Here is a 23,025-nt window from a genome sequence, read left to right on the forward strand (position 1 = left end):
TGTAAGAGCAAAACTCTGAACAAAATACAAATAATTATATGTATTTATTATAAAAAGAATCACCACCCCATCTGGAAAAACCAGATAAGGCAGTGATCGCTCTTTTTAGGAATGAATACACGAAATCAATCTATCTTATTTTTTGCTTTTCAAGAATTCGTCGTATTGTTTTTGCATTTCATCCAATACTTTTTGGTAAGCACCTTCAGATTTAAGTTTTTCCATCAATTCTGGAATAGCTTTTTCAGGGTCTACAGTACCAGTGTTGATAGCTGTATCGAATTGTTGCATAGTGTTAGTAATAGCTGAAATTTCAGATTTCACATTGTCAGTGTTGAAGATGAATCCAAGCGCTGGAGATTCTTTTGCAGTTTCCAAATCTTTCTTAGATTGTGCAATTTGTTCATCTGTAACGTTTTCGTTGATGTAAAGGATCCAGTTGTTACCAGTGTTCCATCCTGACATGTGAGTGTTTCCTTTGTATCCATCAAGGACTTTAACACGGTTTTCTTTACCTGCAACTTTTTCCCAGTTCTTGCCTTCTGGTCCATAAACAAGTCCGTTCAAGAGTTCTGGGTTAGTGTTCAAGAGGTTCAACACTTCCATTGCTTTTTCTTTGTTCTTAGAGTTGTTTGAGATTACAAAGTTTGCAACTTGAGTTGTTTGGTTTTTCTTGATGAAGTTAGTAAATGGTTTGATTTGGATGTCTCTGTTAGCAACACGAGAAAGCAAGCTGCTACCGTAGTCAGCTGGTCCTACTGTTTCTTCGCGAACAAGCCAAGTATCTTGAGTAAGATCATATGAAGTTTCGCTTGTTGCTACGTCTTTTGGAATGTATCCTGCTTCATAGAATTTGTGAAGAGTCTTCAAGTGTTCTACGAAACGAGGAACTTCGTAACGGTTTACGATCTTAGTAGTGTCGCCTTCAAGGTCAATGACGAATGGAAGTCCGTTTGCAACTGGGTAGTCAAAGTTTTCTGATGGGATAAAGTTTTTACCAACAGCAAATGGCATTACATCTGGAGCTTTTTCTTTGATTTGTTTCAATACTGGTTCAAGTGTTTCGTATGAAGTTACACCTGAGATATCGATTCCATATTTTTCAAGAAGTGGGCCGTTGAAAGCAAAGTTTTGTGAAGATGCAACGTTGGCTGCAACTGGAACTGCATAGATTTTACCGTTTACAGTGTTACCTTTGATGTAAGCTGGGTCAAGCGCTTTGTAAAGGTCAGCTCCTTCTTTCTTGTACAATTCTGTCAAGTCAGCATAAGCACCTTTTTGAGCGTTTACGACATAGTTATCTGCAAAGGCGATATCATAGTTTTCACCTGATGAAGTGATAACTGACATTTTCTTGCTGTAGTCACCCCAACCAAGGTATTGGATATCCAACTTAGCGCCAACTTTTTCTCCGATGATTTTGTTTGCATTTTCTAGCAATTCATCCAAGTTATCTGGTTTGTCACCGATTTGGTACATTTTGATAACAGTTGTATCACCTGATGATGATGATTCAGCAGCTTTTTGGTTATTTCCTTTAAGGTTTCCACAAGCTGCAAGGCTAGCAGCTAAAGCGACAAGGCTAGCAGATGCAAAAGCATATTTTTTCCAGTTTTTCATTATAAAAACTCCTTTTTTTATTTTTAAAGTTATTAACAAAATTAGATTGTTGATTTTCCTTTGTCAGAAAAATCAGAGTTAGAGAAGAAACAATGTTTCTTAAACTTCCTTACTCTTTAACACCACCGATAGTCAAACCTTTTACAAAGTAGCGTTGGAAGAATGGGTAGAGGATCGCAATCGGAACAGTCGCAACTACGACCATGGCCATACGACCTGTTTCTTTTGGTAGGGCAACCGCAAGTTGTCCTGACATACCAACTGACTTAGCAATGTAATCCATGTTGTTTTGAATTTGCATGAGCAAATATTGCAATGGATACAAGTTATCACTCTTGATGTAAAGAAGGGCGTTAAACCAGTCATTCCAGAATCCAAGCGCTGTCAATAGTGTGATCGTTGCGATACCTGGTAATGACAGTGGCAAACAGATTTGGAAGAAGATACGAGCTTCACTAGCTCCATCGATACGAGCTGATTCGAGGATTGCTTCTGGGATGGTTTTCTTGAAGAAGGATCGCATCAACATGATGTTGAATGGTGATAGAAGCATTGGAACAATCAAGGCCCAAATAGTATCACCAAGGTGAAGCAATTGAGTTACCACGATATAGCCTGGTACCAAACCAGCATTGAACAACATACTAAGAAGAGCGAAGATTGTAAAGAATTTACGATACTTAAATGTTGAACGTGAGATGGCATAGGCGTAAGTTGTCGTGATAAAGACGTTTGTCAATGTACCGACAACTGTCACAAATACTGAGATAAAGAGCGCTTGTAAAATCTTATCTTTGAACTGAGCCAAAAACTCAAAACCATCTAATCCAAATTGTGATGGGAAGAAGCTATATCCATATTGAACGATACTCTTCTCATCTGTAATTGAGATAATGATGACAAAGATGAAAGGCAAGATACAAGAGAAGGCCAGCAAACCAGAAATGATACTAAAGAAGATATCTGCTTTCTTGCTGAAGGAGTGTATGCCAACATTATCAATTTTTTCTTTTTGAATTTTTTTTGCCATATGCTCCTCCTTTCTAGAATAGTGCTGAGTTAGGATCAACACGTCTTGCAAGTAAGTTTGATAGGATAACCAGAATCAAACCGACGACTGACTGATAGAGACCGGCTGCTGAAGCCATACCGATGTCTGCTGTCTGTGTCAAACCATTAAAGACATAGACATCCAATACGTTTGTTACGCTATAGAGCTGACCAGCGTTGTGAGGGATTTGATAGAAGAGACCGAAGTCTGCACGGAAGATGTTTCCGACTGCAAGGATGGTCAATACTGTCACAAGTGGTGTCAACTGAGGGATGGTTACGTTGCGGATACGTTGCCATTTGCTAGCACCGTCCACTGTCGCTGCTTCGTAGTAAGTTGGGTCAATACCCATGATTGTAGCGTAGTACATAACACTACTGTATCCGAAGCCTTTCCAGATACCTAGGAAAAGGAGGAGGTAAGGCCAGATACTGATGTCTGCGTAGAAGTTAATACCCTTCATCCCGAGAGCTTCTAAGGTGTGATTGATAAGCCCTTTATCGATATTTAGGAAAGCATCTGTAAAGAAACTGATGATAACCCAAGATAGGAAGTACGGGAATAACATAGAAGTTTGGTAGATTTTAACCATTTGCTTAGAGCGAAGTTCACTAAGGATAATGGCAATCCCAACCGATACGATCAAACCGATAAAGATAAATCCAAGGTTGTAAAGGACAGTGTTTCGAGTGATGACAAAGGCATCTTTTGAACTAAATAAGAATCTGAAGTTATCTAGTCCAACCCATTTACTATTTATAATACTGTGGACGAATCCTTCACCAGTCATATGGTAGTCTTTGAAGGCAACCACATTTCCAAATACTGGGATATAGAAGAATAAGATCAACCAAAGTGTCCCTGGTAAAACCATTAAGAGAAATATCCAATTATCTCTCAAAGTTTTTGAAAACTTGTTCATAATTTCCTCCCTTTTTATTTTTCTAAAACTTGATAATCTCACAATTTTTAGACTTGATAACGTTTACAAAAATAGTATACTCTTATTTTAAGGATAGTTTAAACTACTAATTATAGAAAAAACTCCACAAATTATTTTATGTGGAGAACTTTTTTTATAATAAGAAGTGTGTTTCACGAGAAACTTTCTTCCTGAATAGAGTTTTTCTAGGTTGTATAAATGGTCGAAGCTGTCGCAATGGTATGCCATTGGTTGGCTGTTGTTGCTGCGAAGTCCTTGTCTCCGTAGAAATCATTAAATGGCAAGATGTCTACTTCTAGTTCGTCGATACGAGAAATTTCGCCTGCTAGGTAGTTTTCAATGCGGCTTTCTGCGCGCTTGATCCGCTGCAAGAGTCCACCCATGCGGATATCTACTGTATCCAAACCAAAGACCTTGTTCTCTTTCAACCATTGGTGGCTAAAGAGCTTGTGGAAGTTTTCAATCTCGCTTCGGAGTTTTGGTAATTCTTCTCTAGCAATTTGTTGTAAGCTCTCTTTATCGCCTGCTTGATAGGCTTGACGGATGCGTCGTCCCACATCAACCTTGCTACTTAAAATGGTATTCAATTGGGCCTGAGTCTCAAAGAGGTAGGCATAGTTCCCAGCTTTCTCTTTAATGTCAGAAAGGGTTTCAGCTGCCTGGGCAAAGTGAGGTTTGTCCTGTTCAGGAGTCATGTGCTTGTCAAGGATTGGACAGAGGACATCCTGATAAAAGACATAGCGGTTGGGGTTGATACCATGTATATTACCTGGTAGGTCTGGCAAGAGGTTGGCTAGATCCAGCTGCATGAAGTCCTCAACGGATAGACCTGTATTGGTCTTGAAGTGGGCAGATAGACGCTCTAAATCATTGCGGTAGCTGAGTTCTGCCCAGATTTGTAAGCTTGGTAGGATCGAGAACTGGGCTGTTTCACCACCATTATCTCCCCAACCAGTCACAATGACTTCTTTGATCTGATTGGCACGGCAGGCTTTGTTTGCTTCAAGAGCAATGAGACGGCTGAAATGGTTATGAGGTGTAAAGCCAATCCACTTCCAAGCACCACCTGCAAAGGCGATATCCTGGCTAATCTTGTGATGGTTACTGAAGTTACGATTGTATTTTTCTTCGCTATCCTGATAATAATCCCAGTAAACCAAGGTCACACGGTCTTTGAGACGGTCAAGATAAACGCGCGTTTCCTCTGGAATTTCCACATCACGGTCATACTGGCCATCTGCTGACATGAGTTTAAAGAACATATCGCTCCACATCTGGCAGTGGAAACCATACTTGTCTGCAATATCCAGTACGCGCTCCAAGTGTTGGCACATGAGGAGGCTACGATCAACTACACCGTTCAGGATAAGATAACGTCCCAAACCAACCAAGTGGGCTTCGTCCATTCCGATATTGACCTTGCGAGTTTGCAGTTTAGACAAAGTCGCAAACATGCCGTCAATTAAGTCGTAAACTTTTTCTTCGCCGATGAGGAGAATGTCCTCTACATCACGAAGTTGCTGGACTTCCTTGACACCCCATTTTACAAAGGCTGATAAGTGGGCCAAGGTCTGGATACATGGGACAAAGGTCATATCAAACTGATGAGCGTGGGCTTCAATTTCCTGTAACTCTTCAGCTGAGTATGCTCCACGGAAATAGCCAAAGTATGGTTGCCCCTCGATTTGATAAGTGTCTTCCATGTAGAGCTCAAAGGTTGAATAACCCATCAGAGCTAAGACTTCAATCATCTGCTTGGCAGATGCGACATTGAGCACGGCATTGCGCGAACAGTCAGCCATATAGGCTAAATCTTCGTAAGCAGCCTGTTCTTCAATCTCTACTTTGTCTCCTTCTGTTAAAGCTGTTGCTAGCACAGACAAGGCACGGTAGAGTTGATGAGGTTTACGGTAGGTCAGTTGATACTGCCCATTCTCACCCTTGATAGAGATAGAAGCTTGGTCAGACTGAGCAACTGCCACTTCTACATCCGGTAGAGAAATGTGATTTTTTAAGACTTCGATAGCTTGGGCTTGTTTGGGACTAAGTCCTGTAAAACTTACCATTGGTTTTCCTCCTGTAACCAGTTGACAAGGGCACCGTATAGATTGGCATCTGCATGATAGGTGCAAGCTTGAATGACTGGAGCGATAGTATATTCTTCATATCTTTCCACAAAGGCGTCTACTGCTTTTTGAACGCCTTTGATAAAATCTGGGTTCTGACTGATAGAACCACCTAGGCTAATGACATCTGGGTCGATTAAGTACTGGATATTGAGCAGGCCTTGAGCTAGGTTACGGTTCATGCGTTCAATGGCTTCTTGGCAGAGGGCATTTCCTGCTGCAGCCTCTTGGTAAATCTTACGGCCATCCCAGTCAGACTGACCTGATTTCTCAATCACATAACGAACCATGTTTCCCGTAGAAGCTAGTAGCGACCAGTTGTTGAGCTTTTCTGCAGGCTCGATGGTTGTCATGTAGCCAAACTCACCGCCCAAGCCATGACGACCTCGGTGAAGTTTTCCATTGATAATCATGGCTCCACCGATTCCTGTGCCAATCACGACACAGGCTGCATTTTCAATCTCAGGATGAGCTAGCAATTCACTGAGCCCAACACAGTTGGCATCATTTTCTAGGTGGACAGGAAGCTTATGATGAGCAAGGGCCTCATACCAAGAAAAACCATGGATGTAAGGAATGGCGCTAATTCCCTCAATCACTCCTGTTTTTTGGTTAACTGCACCTGGCACACTCATAGCAATCCCACGATAGTCTTGTTCTGACAAACGTTGGTCCAACCAAGCAAGCAACTCTTCTAGAGTCTCTGGGGTTGGTGTGCTGTTCTTATCTAAAATCTTTCCATCAGGAGTTAGACTAGCAAACTTAATGCCAGTTCCTCCAATATCAATGGTTGCAAGGGTCATGGCTTTCACCTGTAAAAAGGAGCGAATCAGCAGTTGGTTCTTACTTTTTCGCTCCTCCTTTCTGTTTATGTTTTCTTTTTGAAATTAAATTTCTTCTTTTTTAATCAATTCTGTACGAATTTCTTGTGGCGCCAATAGTCCTGAATGAACTGGATATGGTCGTTCCAATAAGTCAAGAATGGTTTGTTGTTTGTCAGACACGCGAACATTTTCTTGACTCATATTGTAATAACGAAGGACGTAGCCTTCTTCATTTTCGGCAACTTTAAAGGCTGTTGGGCAGACTTGTGGCAAGTTCAGTGCCGCATGATTGAAGAGACTACCTGTTGCTGCGACGCTACCTTCTTGTTTTGCAACTTGAAGAGCTGTAAATGGCACCTGGAAGGCTTTGGCGCGACGGAAGGCTGAGAAACGTTCGCCTGCTTGATGGCATTCTACTGCAAACTCAACTTCGATATCGCGCAAGCACTGGGCTTCTGGCGTTGGGAAGTAGCCCCAGTCACCTAGCTCACCTGAAGCACGGAGAAGAGTTACAGCCATGGTGTCGTCTCCAAGGATTTCGTATTCGTGCAATCCTTTATTGGATACGGTCACTCCTTTTACATCATCATACAAACTGACAAAGGCTTGTTGGTGTTGTGGATTTTCAGGATTTTCCCAAGAAGCTGCCGGTTTATTTGGTCTTGTCACAACTTCATAGATGCTTTCAGAATCATTACTTGGGCGTGTGTTATGAGTTTTGACCAAGAGACGAATGCGGTGGTCTTTGGCTGTATTGGTAAAGCGAGTCTTGAAACGAATCTGTGGATTGTCCACAAAGACAGTCATCTCTGTTTCAAGAGGAATGGTTGTCAACTCTTCTGAACGACCTGCGTCTCGTTTCATGAATTCGATGATTCCTCTTTGTTCAGCATCCAATTTTTCATCTGCACTGACTGGGATAGTCAAGTCGTGTTTGAGCAAGACCTTAGCATAGCGAGCATTGTTTTCTAGAACTTCATAACCTTTCAGTTGCGCAAAGATTGGCTCTGTTCCTTTTGGTTGGAAATAAATGTACTCGTTACCAATATCTCCACAGTCCTCGAATTGGATGAAATCTTCATAAGCTTCGTTTGTAGTCTTGTCGTAGACTGTAATTCCTTGGTCTACACTCACAGTTACGAATGGTGTATCAATGACTCCATTTTGGTAAATACCATCACGGTGATCTACTTGACCTTCGACCAATTGGAAGCTTGCCCAAGAAAGCGGAGCAAGGTGGACTGGGATTGTCACGCGCACTTGGCGTGCAATATATGGTTGGCGGAATTTATCCTTAGGCAAGGTATAACCAAAACTTGCTCCCAAGTCTTCAATCTTGGCTTCAAGGACATGACCATCCAAATCTTCAACATGGTAATCTGGCAAGGTCACAGCTGCCATCTTCTTGTAGCCTTCTGTTGGATGCAATTCTTTGAAATCACAAGTAACAACATCCACTACAACACTAACTGTATCAACCTTATCATGTAATCCAGTGTTAATAACCGTAAAGAGGTGGTCACTTTGCGCTTCCTGAGTTGCTATTTTGTGTTTCCATTCATTGAGAAGGTTTGTTTTGACAAAGTTTCCGACTTGATTGACCTTGGCAAAGCGAGTTTCCATTTCACGGTGTACTTCATCAATACTACATCCACAGATGCTATCGTGTGGTGCATTTTGCAAAAGTACTTTCCAAGCATAAGTTAATTGATCCTTGTGGTTATGTCCACCTGTGAGAATAGTCAACGGTTCCACGACCTGCTCTAACAGGTTGCTGTTTTCTTGGAAGGCTTGTTTGAGATAAATACGTGAAGATGAGGTATTGGCAAGGGTGTACCAACCATCCGTTTCCTGGCTAGTCAACTCACCTGTAACAGTTGACAGGTGTTCAGGAAGTGCACTTTCCACTGCTTGAACGTATTCATCAAAAGAGCTGTGAACAAAGGTCACGTCAGGGAAAAGTTCATTGGCTACACGAATGGCTTCACTCAAGTTTCGTTGAACTGGTTGGTGGTCACAGCCATTCATCATCAACCATTGGTTGGTCGAAGCATAGTCGCGAACGTCTGCCAATTTTTGTTTCCAGAAGGTCAAGGCTTCATCTTTATCAACTGGAATTTCATTCCCGTTACTGTACCAGTTAGCAAAGAGAATCCCAAGCACACGGCTACCATCAGCTCCCTGCCAGTACATTTCAGAAAATTGAGAGGTGAATTGCTCGTCTTCGAGGACCTGGTTGTCAAATCCGATTGGTTTGACCCCACGCCCAAAGGCCGCTACGTGGATGCCTGATTTTTGAAGGATTTGAGGAGCTTGCCCCATATTTCCAAATGTATCAGGGAAGTAACCAATCTGCGTAGATTTGCCCCATTTAGCACATTCAGCTTGACCAATCAAGGTATTACGGACATTGGCTTCACTGGAGATCAAGTAATCATCCTGCAAGATGTAAAAAGGACCAATCTTGAGCTTGCCTTCGTCGATATAACGCTGCACCTTGTCACGGTTTTCAGGACGAATTTCTAAATAGTCATCAAGGACAATGGTTTGTCCATCCAAGTGGAAGCTCTTGAATTCAGGGTCATTTTCAAAAAGATCAAAAAGATTGTCAAAAAGTTCCACCAATTGCATACGGTGACTTTCAAACGGTAAATACCACTCACGATCCCAGTGGCTGTGAGAGATAATATGTACAACAACATTTTCCATGAGTAAAACCTCATTCTAACTTAAATTTAAAAATATATTTGTGATTCTTTGCAAGAACCTATTGAGCTAAGGCTCATTAGCGAATATCTAGGTAATCCAAGACCAATTCGCAAAACATCATGTTGGCCCATGAGAACCATTCACGAGAGTAGAGAGTCGGATCGTCTACGTGGAAGCTTTCGTGCATGACACCTGTTCCACCATCGCAGGCAACGAGTTGATCTAGCAAATGTTTTTTCTCCGCCTTATCCGTCGTTGTCAATCCTTGGATAGATAAGGCAATCGGCCAGATATAGCGGTAGAAGGTATGTGAACTTCCGAGTCCACTTGCGTACTCTCCTTGGTAGAAGTAAGGATTTTCAGGACTAAGAATGGTGCGACGAGTAGCTTGATACACTTCGTCATTGACATCACAGTAACCAAGATATGGAGCAGCCAACAAACTTGGCACGTTAGGATCGTCCATGATACTAGCATTTCCCAAACCATCTACCTCAAAGGAGTAAATCTTTTCACCCTTGCTGTTAGTGGTGTAGGCGTAGTTTTCGATTCCTTCTTGAATCTCAGTTTGGAGGCGTTTGGCATCAGCAATAATACTTTCACTATCAGCTAGATTCAATTCTGCAAAGATTTCCTGGACATAACCCAAAACAACTACTGCAAACATATTGGATGGAATCAAATAGCTATACTGACAGCAGTCATCGCTTGGACGAAAGGCTGACCAGGTCATCCCTGTCACAGCGAAATCTGGTCCAAAGCCGTCATTGACCAAGGTATCTTCCTTACGATCGGTATCACGAACGAAGCGATAAGGCGAGTTCTTATGATCTTGTTCCACCGTCCAAAGATGAAGGATTTCCTTGGTCGCAGTGACAAAGGTTTCATCAAATTGGCTAGTCTCACCAGTTTCCTTCCAAAGGAGGTAAGCCAACTGCAAGGGATAGCAAAGCGAATCAACTTCATACTTGCGCTCCCAAATCCAGCCATTCAAGTCTGTATGGTCTGTCTCGTGGTGGCCTTTCCAGTTCTCCTCAATATTGAAAGAATTGGCATAGGGATCTTTGAGAATCAAAGTCATCTGACGTTTAACCAAACCAGCAATGGTCTGACGCAAACGAGGATCTCTTTTTGCCACATGGAGGTAAGGTCTCAGCTGAGCAGTTGAATCACGGAGCCACATAGCTGGGATATCTCCAGTCAGTACAAAGGTCGAGCCGTCTTCCAATATCTCAACTGTATTGTCTAAAGTGTCTGTATAGCAACGTTCAAAGACATCTACCCATTCAGGATGATCTTTAGCACGCTCTGCCACCTCATCTAGCCACTCTCTGACAATTTCTTTTGAATATACCATAAACTATTTTGCCTCTTTCAAACAGATTTTCATTTTCAGTATATAGCTTTTAGTCCAGAAAATATATACACAAATGTTAGTCATTATTCTACAAAATTGTTATATTTTGAAGTCGCTTTCTAAATGTCTCCTTTTTCTGATATAATGTAGAAAACTACTGAAGGAATTACTATGAAACCTATACTTGAAACCATTGATACGCGTTTTGGAACAGCCAGTAAACATGCATTTTCACGAGGAAACACCCTACCTTACACAGGGGTTCCTTTTGGCATGAATTACTTTGTACCCCAGACTAGTGACCAGGAAGGATCTTGGTTCTTTGATCCCCATCTTCCTATCTTTCAGGGTATTCGACTAACCCACCAACCTAGCCCTTGGATTGGCGATTACTCCTGGCTCTTGCTGACACCAATTACAGGAGAAATCAAGGGTGATACTCTCTTCCACCGTCAGTCCTCCTATAATCTTGAGCGCGCTACGTTCAATCCTCATTTTCTAAAGATTTTTTCTGAACGCTACCAGATTGAAACGCAGCTAAGTCCTACTTGCTACGGGGCTTCTATTCAACTAAGACAAACACAGGGAAAAGAACTCTCCCTCTATCTTCATGCAACAGATGAACTGACAGTCGAACAAGTGGATAAGCGAACTCTGGCCCTGAGACAAGCAGGAGAAACCGAAACCAATAAAAGTCCTCTCGTCATGTATACTGCTCTCGCATTTTCTGTAGAAATCCTTTCTATTACGCAAGAGGGACAGGACTGGCGAATTGACTTAGACGAATCGGATGCTCAAGTTCAACTAGCAACTTCTTTTATTTCCAAAGAACAGGCCCTCTTTAATCTTCCTAAACAGGATTTTGAAGAAACAAAAGCAGTCGCCAAAGAAAGTTGGGAAGACCTTCTAGGCCGTTTTGATGTCGTGGAAACTGGTCCAGTAAACCGAACATTTTTTGATCACTGTCTTTATAGACTCTTTCTTTTCCCACAAACCTTCTATGAGGTAAATGAGCAAGGCGAAATCATCCATATGGACCTCGCTTCAGGAACAGTTAAACCAGGTCTTCTCTTTACTAACAATGGTTTTTGGGATACCTTCCGCACGTCATTCCCACTCTTTGCCTTGATTATTCCAGAGCACTATCGTCAGTTTCTCGAAGGCTTCCTCAATAGCTACCGTGACACCGGATACCTCCCTAAGTGGCTTGCCCCTGATGAAAGAGGCATGATGCCTGGCACCTTGATTGATGGTCTTATTGCCGATAGTGCTTGTAAAGGCATGGCACCTGATCTTGAAGAAGAATTTCTTAAAGCCATGATTGAAACTGCAACCAAGGCAGATCCAAAAGCTATCAACGGACGACACGGCCTTGCTCAATACCAAGAACTGGGCTATTTATCCACAGACCACCACGAAAGTGTCAGTCACACACTAGACTATGCTTACAGTGATTTTTGCATCTCTACCTGCGCAGCAAAATTAGGTCAAGAAGAGCTGGCACAAACCTATGCCCACTATTCTAAAAACTATCAGAATCTATTTGATCCTGAGACAGGATATATGAGGGCGCGTGATGTAGATGGCAACTTCCGTCCTGACTTTTCTCCTTATAGTTGGGGCCGTGATTATGCTGAGTGTTCAGCTATTCAAGCAAGCCTAGGCATCTTACATGATATTTCTGGACTTGGTCAACTAATGGGTGGAAAAGAAGCCTTTAGCAACTATCTCTTAAAAGCTTGTCAAAGTCTCCCACTCTTTGAAACGACGGGTTATGGATATGAAATTCACGAGATGAGCGAAATGGCAACAGCACCATTTGGTCAACTAGCCATTTCAAACCAACCAAGTTTCCACATCCCTTATCTGTTCCGTTACAGTAATTATCCTCAGTACACCAGTCTCTTAATCAAGACTCTCCGTCAAAAAGCCTTTCGAGCTGGCTGGGATGCTTATCCAGGAGATGAGGATAACGGTAGTTTATCGGCTTGGTATGTCTGGTCTGCCCTTGGACTTTACCCGACCTGCCCAGGAAAAGCTATTTATGACCTTGGGATTCCACTCTTTGACCACCTTCGTGTCTATCTAGCAGAAAAAAAACAGTGGTTGGATATTCGCACGCAACAAAATCATGAACACTTCCACTTTGTACAAGACTGTCATCTTGACGGAAAAGAAGTTCAGAGTATTGGTCACCAGGATTTGCTAAACGCCCAATCTCTCGACTTTACCCTCAGCTGGTTACCAAATCACTAATAGTTCAAATCCCTTTGTCATGTACAAGGGGATTTTCTGATTTATACCAAATCCTCCACAAAGTTATCCACAGACTGTGTATAACTTTCAATCAACTTTCAAATCAATTTCATGTACTTCCAAACGATTTCTCTCAACCATTTTTTTGACATTCTAAAGTAAAACGCCCTCAATAGACTGTTCTATCAGTCTTTATAACCGACTAGCTTAGTACCCAACTCATACATTCTATCTCTTTTTTCTAAACTAACATATGGAAAACAATTGTTTATTTCACAAAGTTATCCACAGATTGTGTATAACTTTTACTCAAGTACAAACTCCAGCTGATAAATTCCCCCTACATTTTTTATAGGAAATTTCGGATTTTGTTAGGCGCTTTCAAAAAAACATGATATACTGAAATTAATAGAAAAGGAGACATTATGAAAAAAGATCAACACCAACTTAATTGGCTGATGGTTTCTCTGATTGCCTTCAACATGGTTTGGGGGCTAGGAAACGTCGTCAACAACTATTCTCAACAGGGAATTTCAGTCGTCGTATCTTGGATTTTGATCCTCGCACTCTACTTCATCCCTTATTCCCTCATCGTTGGACAACTAGGTTCTACCTTTAAGGAAAGCGGAAGCGGTGTTAGTGATTGGGTTGAAAAAACATCAACCAAACGTTTAGCCTACTTTGCTGCTTGGACCTACTGGGTTGTGCATATCCCTTATCTCGCACAAAAACCTCAAGGAATTCTAATTCCGCTTGGTTGGGCCTTGCAAGGTAACGGACAATTTCTTAAACAAATCGACATCCACTGGATCGTTATTCTCTGCTTGCTAATCTTTGGACTTTTCCTCTACCTTTCTACAAAGGGATTGGCAACTCTAAAAGTCATTGGTAGCTTGGCAGGAAGTGCTATGTTGATCATGTCTTTACTCTTTGTGCTTTTGGCTGTCGGTCTGCCTTTCATTAAACCAGACATCCAATTTGCGACACCGCACATGGATCAACTGAGCACCTACATTCCAAATTTTGATTTTTCTTATTTTACAACGATTTCACTACTGGTCTTTGCAGTTGGTGGTTGTGAAAAAATTTCCCCTTATGTTAATCAAACTCGCAACCCTGCAAAAGAATTTCCAAAAGGTATGATTGTCATGGCCATCATGGTGGGGCTCTCTGCTATCCTCGGATCAGTTGCCATGGGAATGCTATTTGATGGCAATAACATCCCTGAAGACCTCATGCGTAATGGTGCTTATCAAGCCTTCCAAATGTTAGGAAATTCTTGGGGAGTTGGAAACCTCTTTGTCGTGATCTACGCTCTTACAAACATGGTCGGACAAATCGCTGCGCTTGCCTTCTCTATTGACGCACCATTGCAAATCCTTCTCAATAACGCTGATGAAAACTACATCCCAAGCTGGCTTCGAAAACGTACTGAAAAAGGTGTCCTCATTAACGGCTACCTCCTTACAGGCGTACTCGTTAGCCTTATCATCATTCTTCCAATTTTTGGTATTCAGGAAATTGACGGACTTGTAAAATGGATGACAAACCTCAATTCTATCGTAATGCCAATGCGTTACCTCTGGGTATTCCTTGCCTATATGATGCTTAATCGCGCTTGGAAAACATACAAAAATGCCGAATACAAGTTTGTGAACAATCCTAAACTTGGCTTTGTTATCGGTACTTGGTGCTTCCTCTTTACTGCTTTTGCTTGTATCCTTGGTATGGTTCCAAAAATTAACTACGCTGAAAATCCAACGGCTTGGCAATTCTCTCTTCTTACAAACATCTTGACTCCAATTATTCTGATTGGATTAGGTGTGATTCTACCAGTACTTGCCAAAAAAGAACAAAAGAAACAAATCAAATAATGCTACTACTAGCTAGATAAAATCGATTTTATCTTTGCTTGAAAGAATATTCTCAGCAAAAATCCCCTTTGAACTATATTGTTCAAGGGGATTTCTTTTTGTTTAATAGTCTATTTTTTACTTAGCTTCATACCAAGTCACGCCTTCATTCTCATCAGCAATCAATGGAACACTCAGTTGAATTGCTTCTTCCATGGTTTGTTTGACGAGTTTTTTGATAGCAGCTAATTCTGACTTAGGCACTTCAAGAACAATTTCATCGTGCACTTGTAGAAGCATCTTAGTCTGATAACCACCTGCAACCAAGGCTTTATCCAGCTGAATCATAGCAATCTTGAGAATATCTGCCGCAGATCCCTGGATAGGAGAGTTGATGGCAGTCCGCTCCGCAAAGCCACGAATGTTAAAGTTGCGCGAATTGATATCTGGCAACTCTCGGCGACGTTTGAAGAGGGTCTCTACATAACCCTTATCACGCGCTTCACGCACCACTTCATCCATGTAGTTTTTAATACCTGGGAAGCGTTCAAAGTAAGTATCAATATAGGCTTTTGCTTCCTTACGGCTGATGCCCAGATTATTAGACAAGCCAAAGTCTGAAATCCCGTAAACCACTCCAAAGTTAACCGCCTTGGCATTACGACGGTCATTCGGAGTCACATCCTCAGGACGTTCAATTCCAAAGACACGCATGGCTGTCGAGGTATGGATGTCAGCTCCTTCTTGGAAGGCTTTAATCAAGTGCTCATCCTTAGAGATATGCGCCAAAACTCGTAGCTCAATCTGTGAGTAGTCCGAGCTGAGAAGGACGCTATCTTCCCACTCTGGTACAAAAGCCTTACGGATAAGGCGACCTTGTTCCAAACGAACAGGAATATTTTGCAAGTTTGGATCGACACTAGACAAACGCCCAGTCTGAGTCAAATCCTGCACATAGCGCGTGTGAATCTTGCCATCCGCTAAAATCCAATCCTGTAGACCGATTACATAAGTCGATTGAATCTTAGCAATCTGACGGTAGTCGAGGATTTTTTTGACAATCGGCGCAATCGGAGCTAGACGCTCCAAGACATCTACCGCTGTCGAATAACCTGTCTTGGTTTTCTTGGTATATTCGAGAGGGAGACCTAGTTTTTCAAAAAGAAGGACGCCCAATTGCTTAGGTGAGTTGATGTTAAACTCCTCACCAGCCAACTCATAAATTTCTTGCGTCAGCTTTTCAATGACAAGCTCATTTTCAGCTTGCATCTCAAGAAGTGTTTCTTTTTTAACCTTGATCCCAGCGATTTCCATCTTAGCAAGGACAAAGGCTAGAGGTTGCTCCATGTCATAAAGGAGATCTAATTGCCCATTTTCGCTTAATTTTTCAAGTAAAACAGGCTCTGTCTCAACCAATACAGCAACCTTACGAGCCAAGTGTTCCAAGAATTTCTCTCGCTCAGGGATAGCTTTCTTGACACCCTTACCATAGAAGGATTCATCATCAACTAAGTAAGTTTGACCATAGAGACTAGCAATAGTTGAAATTTCATTATTCTCGACAGTAGAGAGAAGGTATTTGGCCAAACGACTGTCAAAAGCAGGAGCCTGCAAGTCCAAACCAAAGCGATTTAAGAGGACTTTTGCTTTCTTAAAGTCGTATACTTTCAGAGGTGTTTTTTCTAGAAAATCCTTAAGAATCGGATCCTGCAGAAGTTCCAGCTTATCTGTAGCATAGAGTTTGTCTCCGCACGACCAGGCAAAACCAATTAAGTCATCTGTATGGTAGTTTTCTCCAAAGAGTTCAAAGTGGAAAATGGAATCGGCGCTCAGCATATCTTGACTGACTTGGTCAACCATAGTAAAGTCCAAACTCTCAGCCACATCAGCTGATGATACATTTAAAGCCTGCTTGAGTTGTTTGAAGCCCATCTCATCGTAGAAATTCCCAAGATTTTCCACATCTGGACCGCTATAAACCAAATCATCCAGTCCAATCTCAATCGGTGCTTTCGTGTCAATGGTAGCCAGTGTTTTAGATAGGAAAGCTTGTTCCTTGTCGTTAATGAGATTTTCCTTCATCTTAGAAGCCTTCATCCCATCGATGTTTTCATAAATACCTTCGAGCGAGCCATGTTCTAACAAGAGCTTGATACCCGTCTTTTCACCAATCTTAGTTACACCAGGGATATTATCTGACTTATCTCCCATGAGAGCTTTAAGATCAATGAACTGAGCAGGTGTGATGCCCATCTTTTCCATGAGATATTCTGGTGTAAATGCCTCAAACTCAGCTACACCTTTCTTAGAAATCTCAACCACTGTATGTTCATCTGTCAACTGGATCAAGTCCTTGTCTCCACTGACGATAGTTACATCAAATGAATCCTTTTCAGCCAAACGACCCAAGGTACCAATGATATCATCCGCCTCATACTGGGCTAACTCATAATGACGAATCCCAAGATGATCTAGCAACTCACGAATAAAAGGGAATTGCTCGCGAAACTCATCCGGAGTCTTAGCACGACCACCCTTATAATCAGCATACATCTCTGTACGGAAAGTCGTTTTACCCGCATCAAAAGCAACCAAGATATGACTCGGTTGAACACGCTCCAACAGGTGATTTAGCATCAAATGAAAACCATAGATTGCATTGGTATGTAGTCCATTGTCATTTTTAAAACGATCCAGTTGCTGGTAAAGTGCAAAAAATGCTCGGAAAGCAACTGAAGAGCCGTCAATTAGTAATAATTTTTTCTTGTCCATACACCCATTATAAAGGAAAGCATGGAAAAATACCATTAGGAAGAGCCCAAATGCTGAATAACACTTATGAGGCTGGTTTTTCTACTCGAACTCCATCAGCATCAACTTGAAATCCATCGATAGTCGTATTTACTGCCAATTCTCCAGATGCATTTACATAATAATGTTTTCCTGAAACCTGGAACCACTGACTGGTTTTCATAGCTCCAGAACTTTCCAGATAATACCAAACGCCCTTATCTTTCAGCCAACCTGTCTGCATTTCACCAGATGACTTCAAGTAATACCAATTCGAACCTTCTTTTAACCAGCCTGTCGTCATTCTACCATCAACTTGCAAATGATACCAGTTCCCATTAATCTTCTTCCAACCAACTGCTTTCTGACCATTTTCATAGTAGTACCAAGCTGTTCCCTCTTTTTCCCAACCATTTTTAGAACTACTTGTTTTAGTTAAGGGGATATAACGTCTGTTTCCACTTCGTGACATATAACTAATCCATCTATAGCCATCCTTTTCAAGAGTTTGATCATAATGAACACTCATTCCAGGTTCATAGTATTCAATAATAGTAGCTGTCAGTGTCGGCTGATCCATAATAGCTGCTTTTTCCGTAAAGTAATGTGTTCCACTAGAAGCTAGTAGAGACTGATGATGCCCTACACTAGCATTCCCAACATCTTTAAAGTGAATAAAACCAGTCATAGAACTTGCCTTTACAATTCTACGATGATACGTTTCTGTATAATCGTAATTGTACTCCTCAATTTCAATCATGTCTCCAATCACGTTAGATACCCAAGCTACGTGACCATATTGCCCTCTTGTACTCCAAGCAATCGCACCAATTGCTGGTTGCTGGTCCACACGATAGCCTTCTTTTTGGGCTCGATAACCCCATTGATTGGCATTCCCATAAGCAGCTGGTAGCTCAAAACCATTGACACTACTTAAACGAAAAGCAGCAAAAGAGGTACACTGTCCTGAGTACATGCGCCACTTATCAATTTTTTGACTTCCATTTTTATAATAATAGGGATAATCATCTCCTCGTGCCAGTGATCCATTATTTGCCTGGTTGGCATGAACAGTTCCTCCACCAAACAAAAAAGCTCCTGCTAGTAATAGTGAAGCTGATCCTACAGCTGTCTTTCTGAGAAAAGTTCCCTTTTTATGTCCTGCTTTAGTAAATGTCATTGATTCTCCTTCAAATAATTAGATTTTTGAGGTTGACCTCATCTATATCATTCGAAAGAAAATAAAAAAAAAGTGAGAGTACTTCCCACTTTCATGATTAGCCTTAATCCAAATAATGAATCAGGTTCTTTTCTGTTAAAATATCTGAATAGGTGAAAGATTCAACATAGACATTAGCCTGTTTGTCTCCTTCAACATTTCCAAACTCAACGATGAAGAGCGATGGATAAACCTCAATTAGTTTTCCCAAACGATTCTTTTGGCGTTTACGACCATTTTCTAAGGTCATTTCCACCACTTGTCCCTCATGCGCCTTAATTTCTTCTTTGATTTTTTTCATTTTAGCCACATCTGTAAATGCGTCTGTCATCTTGGTTCCTCCATCTTCGAAATACTTGAAAATTTATTATATTCTTTTTGAAAAATCAATTCTACCGTTCCGCGAGCACCGCTACGGTTTTTCTCGATAATCACTTCTACTTTATTATTTGGAATGCCTTCCTCCTCTTCACCACCGCGCTCATAATAGTCATCACGATAGAGAAAAGCTACGATATCAGCATCCTGCTCAATAGATCCAGATTCACGAATATCAGACAAAACTGGTCTCTTATCTTGACGTTGCTCTACACCACGAGAAAGCTGACTAAGAGCTATAACTGGAACTTTGAGTTCTTTTGCTAAGATTTTCAACTGACGGGAAATCTCAGATACTTCTTGTTGACGATTTTCTCGACCAGTCCCTGTGATCAGCTGAAGATAGTCAATCAAAATCAAGCCTAGATTACCTGTTTCCTGAGCCAGTTTACGGGAACGGGAGCGAATTTCTGTGATCCGAATCCCTGGTGTATCATCAATGTAGATACTTGCATTAGCCAGATTACCCTGAGCAATCGTATACTTGCGCCATTCTTCCTCAGTCAATTGACCTGTACGGATAGAATGCGACTCTACCAATCCTTCCGCAGCCAACATACGATCGACCAAACTTTCAGCACCCATTTCCAGAGAGAAAATAGCAACTGTCTTGTCTAGTTTGGTTCCGATATTTTGCGCAATATTCAAAGCAAAGGCTGTCTTACCAACCGCAGGACGAGCTGCCAAAATAATCAATTCTTCCTCATGCAGACCAGTCGTCATATGGTCTAAATCTCGATAACCTGTCGCAATACCCGTGATATCCGAAGTCTGTTGCGAACGAGCTTCTAGATTTCCGAAGTTGATATTCAGAATATCCCGAATATTTTTAAAACCATTTCGATTGGCATTCTCACTAACGTCAATTAAACCTTTTTCTGCACGAGCAATAATTTCGTCAGCAGGCTGAGAAGCTTCATAGGCTAGGTTTACAGACTCTGTCAACTTAGCAATTAGGCGTCGAAGCATAGCCTTTTCTGCTACAATTTTAGCATAGTATTCCGCATTGGCAGAGGTTGGCACCGAATTGACAATCTCAACCAGATAAGACAAGCCTCCGATAGTTTGTAAATCACCCTGGCTATCTAGTATCGTCCGAACTGTGGTTGCGTCAATAGCATCTCCACGATCAGATAAATCAACCATAGCCTGAAAAATCAAACGGTGAGCATACTTAAAGAAGTCCTGTGAATCGATATATTCTCGGACAAAAACGAGTTTAGTCTCATCAATAAAAATGGCTCCTAAAACAGATTGTTCTGCCAGGATATCTTGAGGCTGAACACGCAGTTCTTCAACTTCTGCCATCAGACTTTCCTTCCTTTTACAATATTGTCAACCAATCGTAAATTAAGCTTCCTTGACACGAAGATTGATTACACTTGTTACATCTTGATAAATCTTAACCGGAACATCAATCAAACCAACTGCTCGGATTGGTGATTGAACTTGAATGTGGCGTTTATCAATTTTAATACCAAATTGTTTTTGCAATTCTTCTGCAATCTTCTTGTTAGTAATTGACCCAAATGTTCGTCCGTCTGGACCAACTTTTTCGACAAACTCAACGATTGTTTCTTCTGCTTCCAGTTTTGCTTTAATTTCCTTCGCTTCTGCAAGCATCTCTGCATGTGCTTTTTCTTCTGATTTTTGCTTACCACGCAACTCACCAATGGCTTGAGCTGTAGCTTCCTTAGCAAGGTTTTTCTTAATTAAAAAGTTTTGTGCATATCCAGTTGGTACTTCTTTAATTTCACCTTTTTTCCCTTTACCTTTAACATCTGCTAAAAAGATTACTTTCATTCTTCTGACTCCTTTTCTTTTGTTTCATTAAAAATAACTGTTTTCAGTTTATCTCCTGCTTCTTGCAGGCTCATATCTGTCAAACGTGCCGCAGCTAAGTTAAAGTGACCACCGCCACCTAACTCTTCCATAATTCGCTGGACATTGATCTTACTTCTGCTTCGCGCAGAAATGGAGATTGCTCCTTGACTATTCTTAGCAACTACAAAGCTGGCCTCTATACCAGACATGGCAAGCATAGCATCAGCAGCCTTACTAATAACAACCGTATCGTACTCTTTATCTTCCAAAGCTTGAGCAACCAGGATTGATGGCTGCACCATTTGTCCCTGCAAAATGAGTTCATTTACCAATCGATATTCTTCAAAATCAGTGGCTGAAATTTCCTGAATGACAATGCTATCACTCCCTCTCGTTCTGAGATAACTTGCAACATCAAAAGTTCGACTAGTTACCCGAGAGGTGAAATTTTTAGTATCCAGCATCATCCCTCCCATAAGAACACTAGCCTGAATACGACTCAAACGTTTCTTCTTAGAGTTTTGAAATTGAATCAATTCTGTTACTAGTTCACTAGCACTACTAGCTCCACTCTCGATATAGGTAATGACCGAATTATCTGGAAAATCTTGGTCACGACGATGATGGTCAATGACAATCGTCTGGGTAAACAAGTCATAAAACTCTTTGGATAAGGTTAAAGCTGTCTTAGAATGGTCAACCATCACCAGTAAGGAGCGTTTGGTAACCATTGTCATCGCTTGATTTAAAGGAAGAAGTTTTGAAACACCCTCATCTTCCAAATAATTGACCGCTCGAGCGATATCTAGAGACAGCTGTGTAGGATCATAAACCACATAACTATCTTCTAGTACATTACTCGAAAACAACTGCATTCCAACTGCTGAACCAAGAGCATCCATGTCAAGATTCTTGTGACCAACAACAAAAACTCGATCGACACTTTTAAGTTTATCTGAGATAGCTGTCATCATAGCACGAGTTCGTGTCCGAGTTCGTTTAACAGATGCTGCTGAACCGCCTCCAAAGTAGATTGGATTTTTGGTTTCATCATTCTCTTTTACAACTACTTGGTCACCACCACGAACTTCGGCTAAGTTGAGATTGAGGAGAGCAACCTTCCCAATCTGGTCATGATTACCATCACCATAGGAAACTCCTATACTCATCGTTAGTGGTAAATTCCGTTGCTTAGCTTCCTCACGAAAGGTATCAATTACAGAAAACTTATCCTGCATCAAGTGATCAAGTACAGTGTAGTCAGTAAATAGATAAAACCGATCCATACTCACTCTACGAGAAAACATGGCATGTTTCCCAGCAAATTCTGAAACAAAATTTGCAATAAAGCTATTAATATGACTAATGTCTGATTCAGACGTTTCATTTTCCAAGTCATCATAGTTATCAACTGAGATAACTCCAATTACAGGACGACTTGTTACCAATTCAGCAGTCGCCTCATACTCACCAGAAACATCAAAAAAGTATAAGACACCTGAATTTCTATCTAAATGCACTGCATAACGTTTCTCCCCAACAATGGCATAAGCCCCTGGGGAAGAAATCGAACTCTTTAAAATCTTTTGAAATTGAGGAAAATCAATTTCTCCATCCTCGGTTGTCAAAATTAATTCCGCATAGGGATTGAACCATTCAATCTCACTGCTGTCCATGTTTAATTTAACAACCCCGACAGGCATTTGCTCTAGGAGGGCACTCAAACTATCCGTAGCCTGATGATTGACATACTGGATTTGCTCGATATCTGTTTTTTTGTAATATTTTTTCTGGAAATTAAATAGCAGAACATAGAATACGATAAATAAAAATAGACTTGCTATAGTGATTAGATTATCCTTTACTAACACAATCAAAATGGTCATAATCGTAAAGGTTACCATAGCAATCAGATACATAAAAAAGGGATTTATTTCATTTTTTTTCATTACAAACCTCTTGCGCATTATTATACCATAAATGTAGCCAAAATGCGACTTTTAAAGAGGAAACACTATTTTCAAATAATAGTAAAACATCCAAACTAAAAAGTGGTTTACACTAGTGTAAACCAC

The 23,025-nt window shown here is 41.1% G+C and carries 15 protein-coding genes; 2 read left to right on the plus strand and 13 right to left on the minus strand.

Annotation, left to right across the window (positions count from 1 at the left end; all coding sequences use genetic code 11):
• Positions 1-135 precede the first annotated feature (135 nt).
• The 7 genes from E7C97_RS01440 to E7C97_RS01470 all read right to left on the minus strand — a co-directional run bounded on the left by E7C97_RS01440 (position 136) and on the right by E7C97_RS01470 (position 10,630).
• Positions 136-1,620 (minus strand): ABC transporter substrate-binding protein, encoded by a 1,485-nt coding sequence (locus tag E7C97_RS01440; protein WP_301393395.1) that lies wholly within the window; start codon positions 1,618-1,620, stop codon positions 136-138.
• A 109-nt stretch (positions 1,621-1,729) separates the two neighbouring features.
• Complete coding sequence (locus E7C97_RS01445) at positions 1,730-2,650, minus strand: carbohydrate ABC transporter permease (RefSeq protein ID WP_001074703.1); 921 nt, start codon at positions 2,648-2,650, stop codon at positions 1,730-1,732.
• Between the two features lie 13 nt (positions 2,651-2,663).
• Complete coding sequence (locus tag E7C97_RS01450) at positions 2,664-3,593, minus strand: sugar ABC transporter permease (protein WP_001032156.1); 930 nt, start codon at positions 3,591-3,593, stop codon at positions 2,664-2,666.
• Between the two features lie 206 nt (positions 3,594-3,799).
• Positions 3,800-5,680, minus strand: a complete 1,881-nt coding sequence (locus E7C97_RS01455; protein ID WP_316107829.1) for a beta-N-acetylhexosaminidase — start codon at positions 5,678-5,680, stop codon at positions 3,800-3,802.
• The gene (locus E7C97_RS01460) at positions 5,674-6,543 is read right to left on the minus strand and encodes an ROK family protein (protein ID WP_075228424.1); all 870 of its coding nucleotides are present in this window, start codon (positions 6,541-6,543) and stop codon (positions 5,674-5,676) included. The genes E7C97_RS01455 and E7C97_RS01460 overlap by 7 nt, the downstream gene beginning before the upstream one ends.
• Before the next feature lie 84 nt (positions 6,544-6,627).
• Positions 6,628-9,273 carry an alpha-mannosidase gene (locus tag E7C97_RS01465; RefSeq protein ID WP_316107830.1) on the minus strand — a complete coding sequence of 882 codons (2,646 nt, stop codon included), beginning with the start codon at positions 9,271-9,273 and terminating at the stop codon, positions 6,628-6,630.
• Between the two features lie 76 nt (positions 9,274-9,349).
• Positions 9,350-10,630 carry a glycoside hydrolase family 125 protein gene (locus E7C97_RS01470; protein ID WP_316107831.1) on the minus strand — a complete coding sequence of 427 codons (1,281 nt, stop codon included), beginning with the start codon at positions 10,628-10,630 and terminating at the stop codon, positions 9,350-9,352.
• Positions 10,631-10,801: 171 nt separating this feature from the next.
• Here E7C97_RS01470 and E7C97_RS01475 point away from each other — a divergent pair, with 171 nt between their 5' ends.
• A complete protein-coding gene (locus E7C97_RS01475; RefSeq protein WP_301393406.1) occupies positions 10,802-12,886 on the plus strand; it encodes a GH92 family glycosyl hydrolase in 2,085 nt (694 codons plus the stop codon).
• A 425-nt stretch (positions 12,887-13,311) separates the two neighbouring features.
• Complete coding sequence (locus E7C97_RS01480; protein ID WP_301393408.1) at positions 13,312-14,760, plus strand: APC family permease; 1,449 nt, start codon at positions 13,312-13,314, stop codon at positions 14,758-14,760.
• A 117-nt stretch (positions 14,761-14,877) separates the two neighbouring features.
• Here E7C97_RS01480 and polA read toward each other — a convergent pair whose 3' ends face one another.
• The 6 genes from polA to E7C97_RS01510 all read right to left on the minus strand — a co-directional run bounded on the left by polA (position 14,878) and on the right by E7C97_RS01510 (position 22,899).
• Positions 14,878-17,511, minus strand: coding sequence for a DNA polymerase I (gene polA / locus E7C97_RS01485; protein ID WP_316107834.1), 2,634 nt, complete (start codon positions 17,509-17,511; stop codon positions 14,878-14,880).
• A gap of 64 nt (positions 17,512-17,575) precedes the next feature.
• Positions 17,576-18,709: an SH3 domain-containing protein gene (locus E7C97_RS01490; RefSeq protein ID WP_316107836.1), complete on the minus strand. Its 1,134-nt coding sequence runs from the start codon at positions 18,707-18,709 to the stop codon at positions 17,576-17,578.
• Between the two features lie 103 nt (positions 18,710-18,812).
• On the minus strand, positions 18,813-19,079 hold the full coding sequence (locus tag E7C97_RS01495; RefSeq protein ID WP_000128621.1) for a Veg family protein: 267 nt from the start codon (positions 19,077-19,079) through the stop codon (positions 18,813-18,815).
• Entirely contained in the window at positions 19,076-20,434 is a 1,359-nt protein-coding gene (gene dnaB, locus E7C97_RS01500) for a replicative DNA helicase (RefSeq protein ID WP_316107839.1), read from the minus strand. Before dnaB ends, E7C97_RS01495 begins: the two co-directional genes overlap by 4 nt.
• 42 nt (positions 20,435-20,476) lie before the next feature.
• Positions 20,477-20,929, minus strand: coding sequence for a 50S ribosomal protein L9 (gene rplI, locus E7C97_RS01505; RefSeq protein WP_000864204.1), 453 nt, complete (start codon positions 20,927-20,929; stop codon positions 20,477-20,479).
• The gene (locus E7C97_RS01510) at positions 20,926-22,899 is read right to left on the minus strand and encodes a DHH family phosphoesterase (protein WP_316107841.1); all 1,974 of its coding nucleotides are present in this window, start codon (positions 22,897-22,899) and stop codon (positions 20,926-20,928) included. Before E7C97_RS01510 ends, rplI begins: the two co-directional genes overlap by 4 nt.
• Between the last annotated feature and the right edge of the window lie 126 nt (positions 22,900-23,025).

The organism is Streptococcus sp., from assembly GCF_032481935.1.
Lineage (GTDB): Bacteria > Bacillota > Bacilli > Lactobacillales > Streptococcaceae > Streptococcus.

Coding starts and splice junctions, on each gene's coding strand:
- E7C97_RS01510 (WP_316107841.1), bottom strand. CDS start 22,899: ATGAAAAAAAATGAAATAAATCCCTTTTTTATGTATCTGATTGCTATG.
- E7C97_RS01450 (WP_001032156.1), bottom strand. CDS start 3,593: ATGAACAAGTTTTCAAAAACTTTGAGAGATAATTGGATATTTCTCTTA.
- polA (WP_316107834.1), bottom strand. CDS start 17,511: ATGGACAAGAAAAAATTATTACTAATTGACGGCTCTTCAGTTGCTTTC.
- E7C97_RS01495 (WP_000128621.1), bottom strand. CDS start 19,079: ATGACAGACGCATTTACAGATGTGGCTAAAATGAAAAAAATCAAAGAA.
- E7C97_RS01475 (WP_301393406.1), top strand. CDS start 10,802: ATGAAACCTATACTTGAAACCATTGATACGCGTTTTGGAACAGCCAGT.
- E7C97_RS01445 (WP_001074703.1), bottom strand. CDS start 2,650: ATGGCAAAAAAAATTCAAAAAGAAAAAATTGATAATGTTGGCATACAC.
- E7C97_RS01490 (WP_316107836.1), bottom strand. CDS start 18,709: ATGACATTTACTAAAGCAGGACATAAAAAGGGAACTTTTCTCAGAAAG.
- E7C97_RS01465 (WP_316107830.1), bottom strand. CDS start 9,273: ATGGAAAATGTTGTTGTACATATTATCTCTCACAGCCACTGGGATCGT.
- E7C97_RS01470 (WP_316107831.1), bottom strand. CDS start 10,630: ATGGTATATTCAAAAGAAATTGTCAGAGAGTGGCTAGATGAGGTGGCA.
- E7C97_RS01440 (WP_301393395.1), bottom strand. CDS start 1,620: ATGAAAAACTGGAAAAAATATGCTTTTGCATCTGCTAGCCTTGTCGCT.
- rplI (WP_000864204.1), bottom strand. CDS start 20,929: ATGAAAGTAATCTTTTTAGCAGATGTTAAAGGTAAAGGGAAAAAAGGT.
- E7C97_RS01460 (WP_075228424.1), bottom strand. CDS start 6,543: ATGACCCTTGCAACCATTGATATTGGAGGAACTGGCATTAAGTTTGCT.
- E7C97_RS01480 (WP_301393408.1), top strand. CDS start 13,312: ATGAAAAAAGATCAACACCAACTTAATTGGCTGATGGTTTCTCTGATT.
- dnaB (WP_316107839.1), bottom strand. CDS start 20,434: ATGGCAGAAGTTGAAGAACTGCGTGTTCAGCCTCAAGATATCCTGGCA.
- E7C97_RS01455 (WP_316107829.1), bottom strand. CDS start 5,680: ATGGTAAGTTTTACAGGACTTAGTCCCAAACAAGCCCAAGCTATCGAA.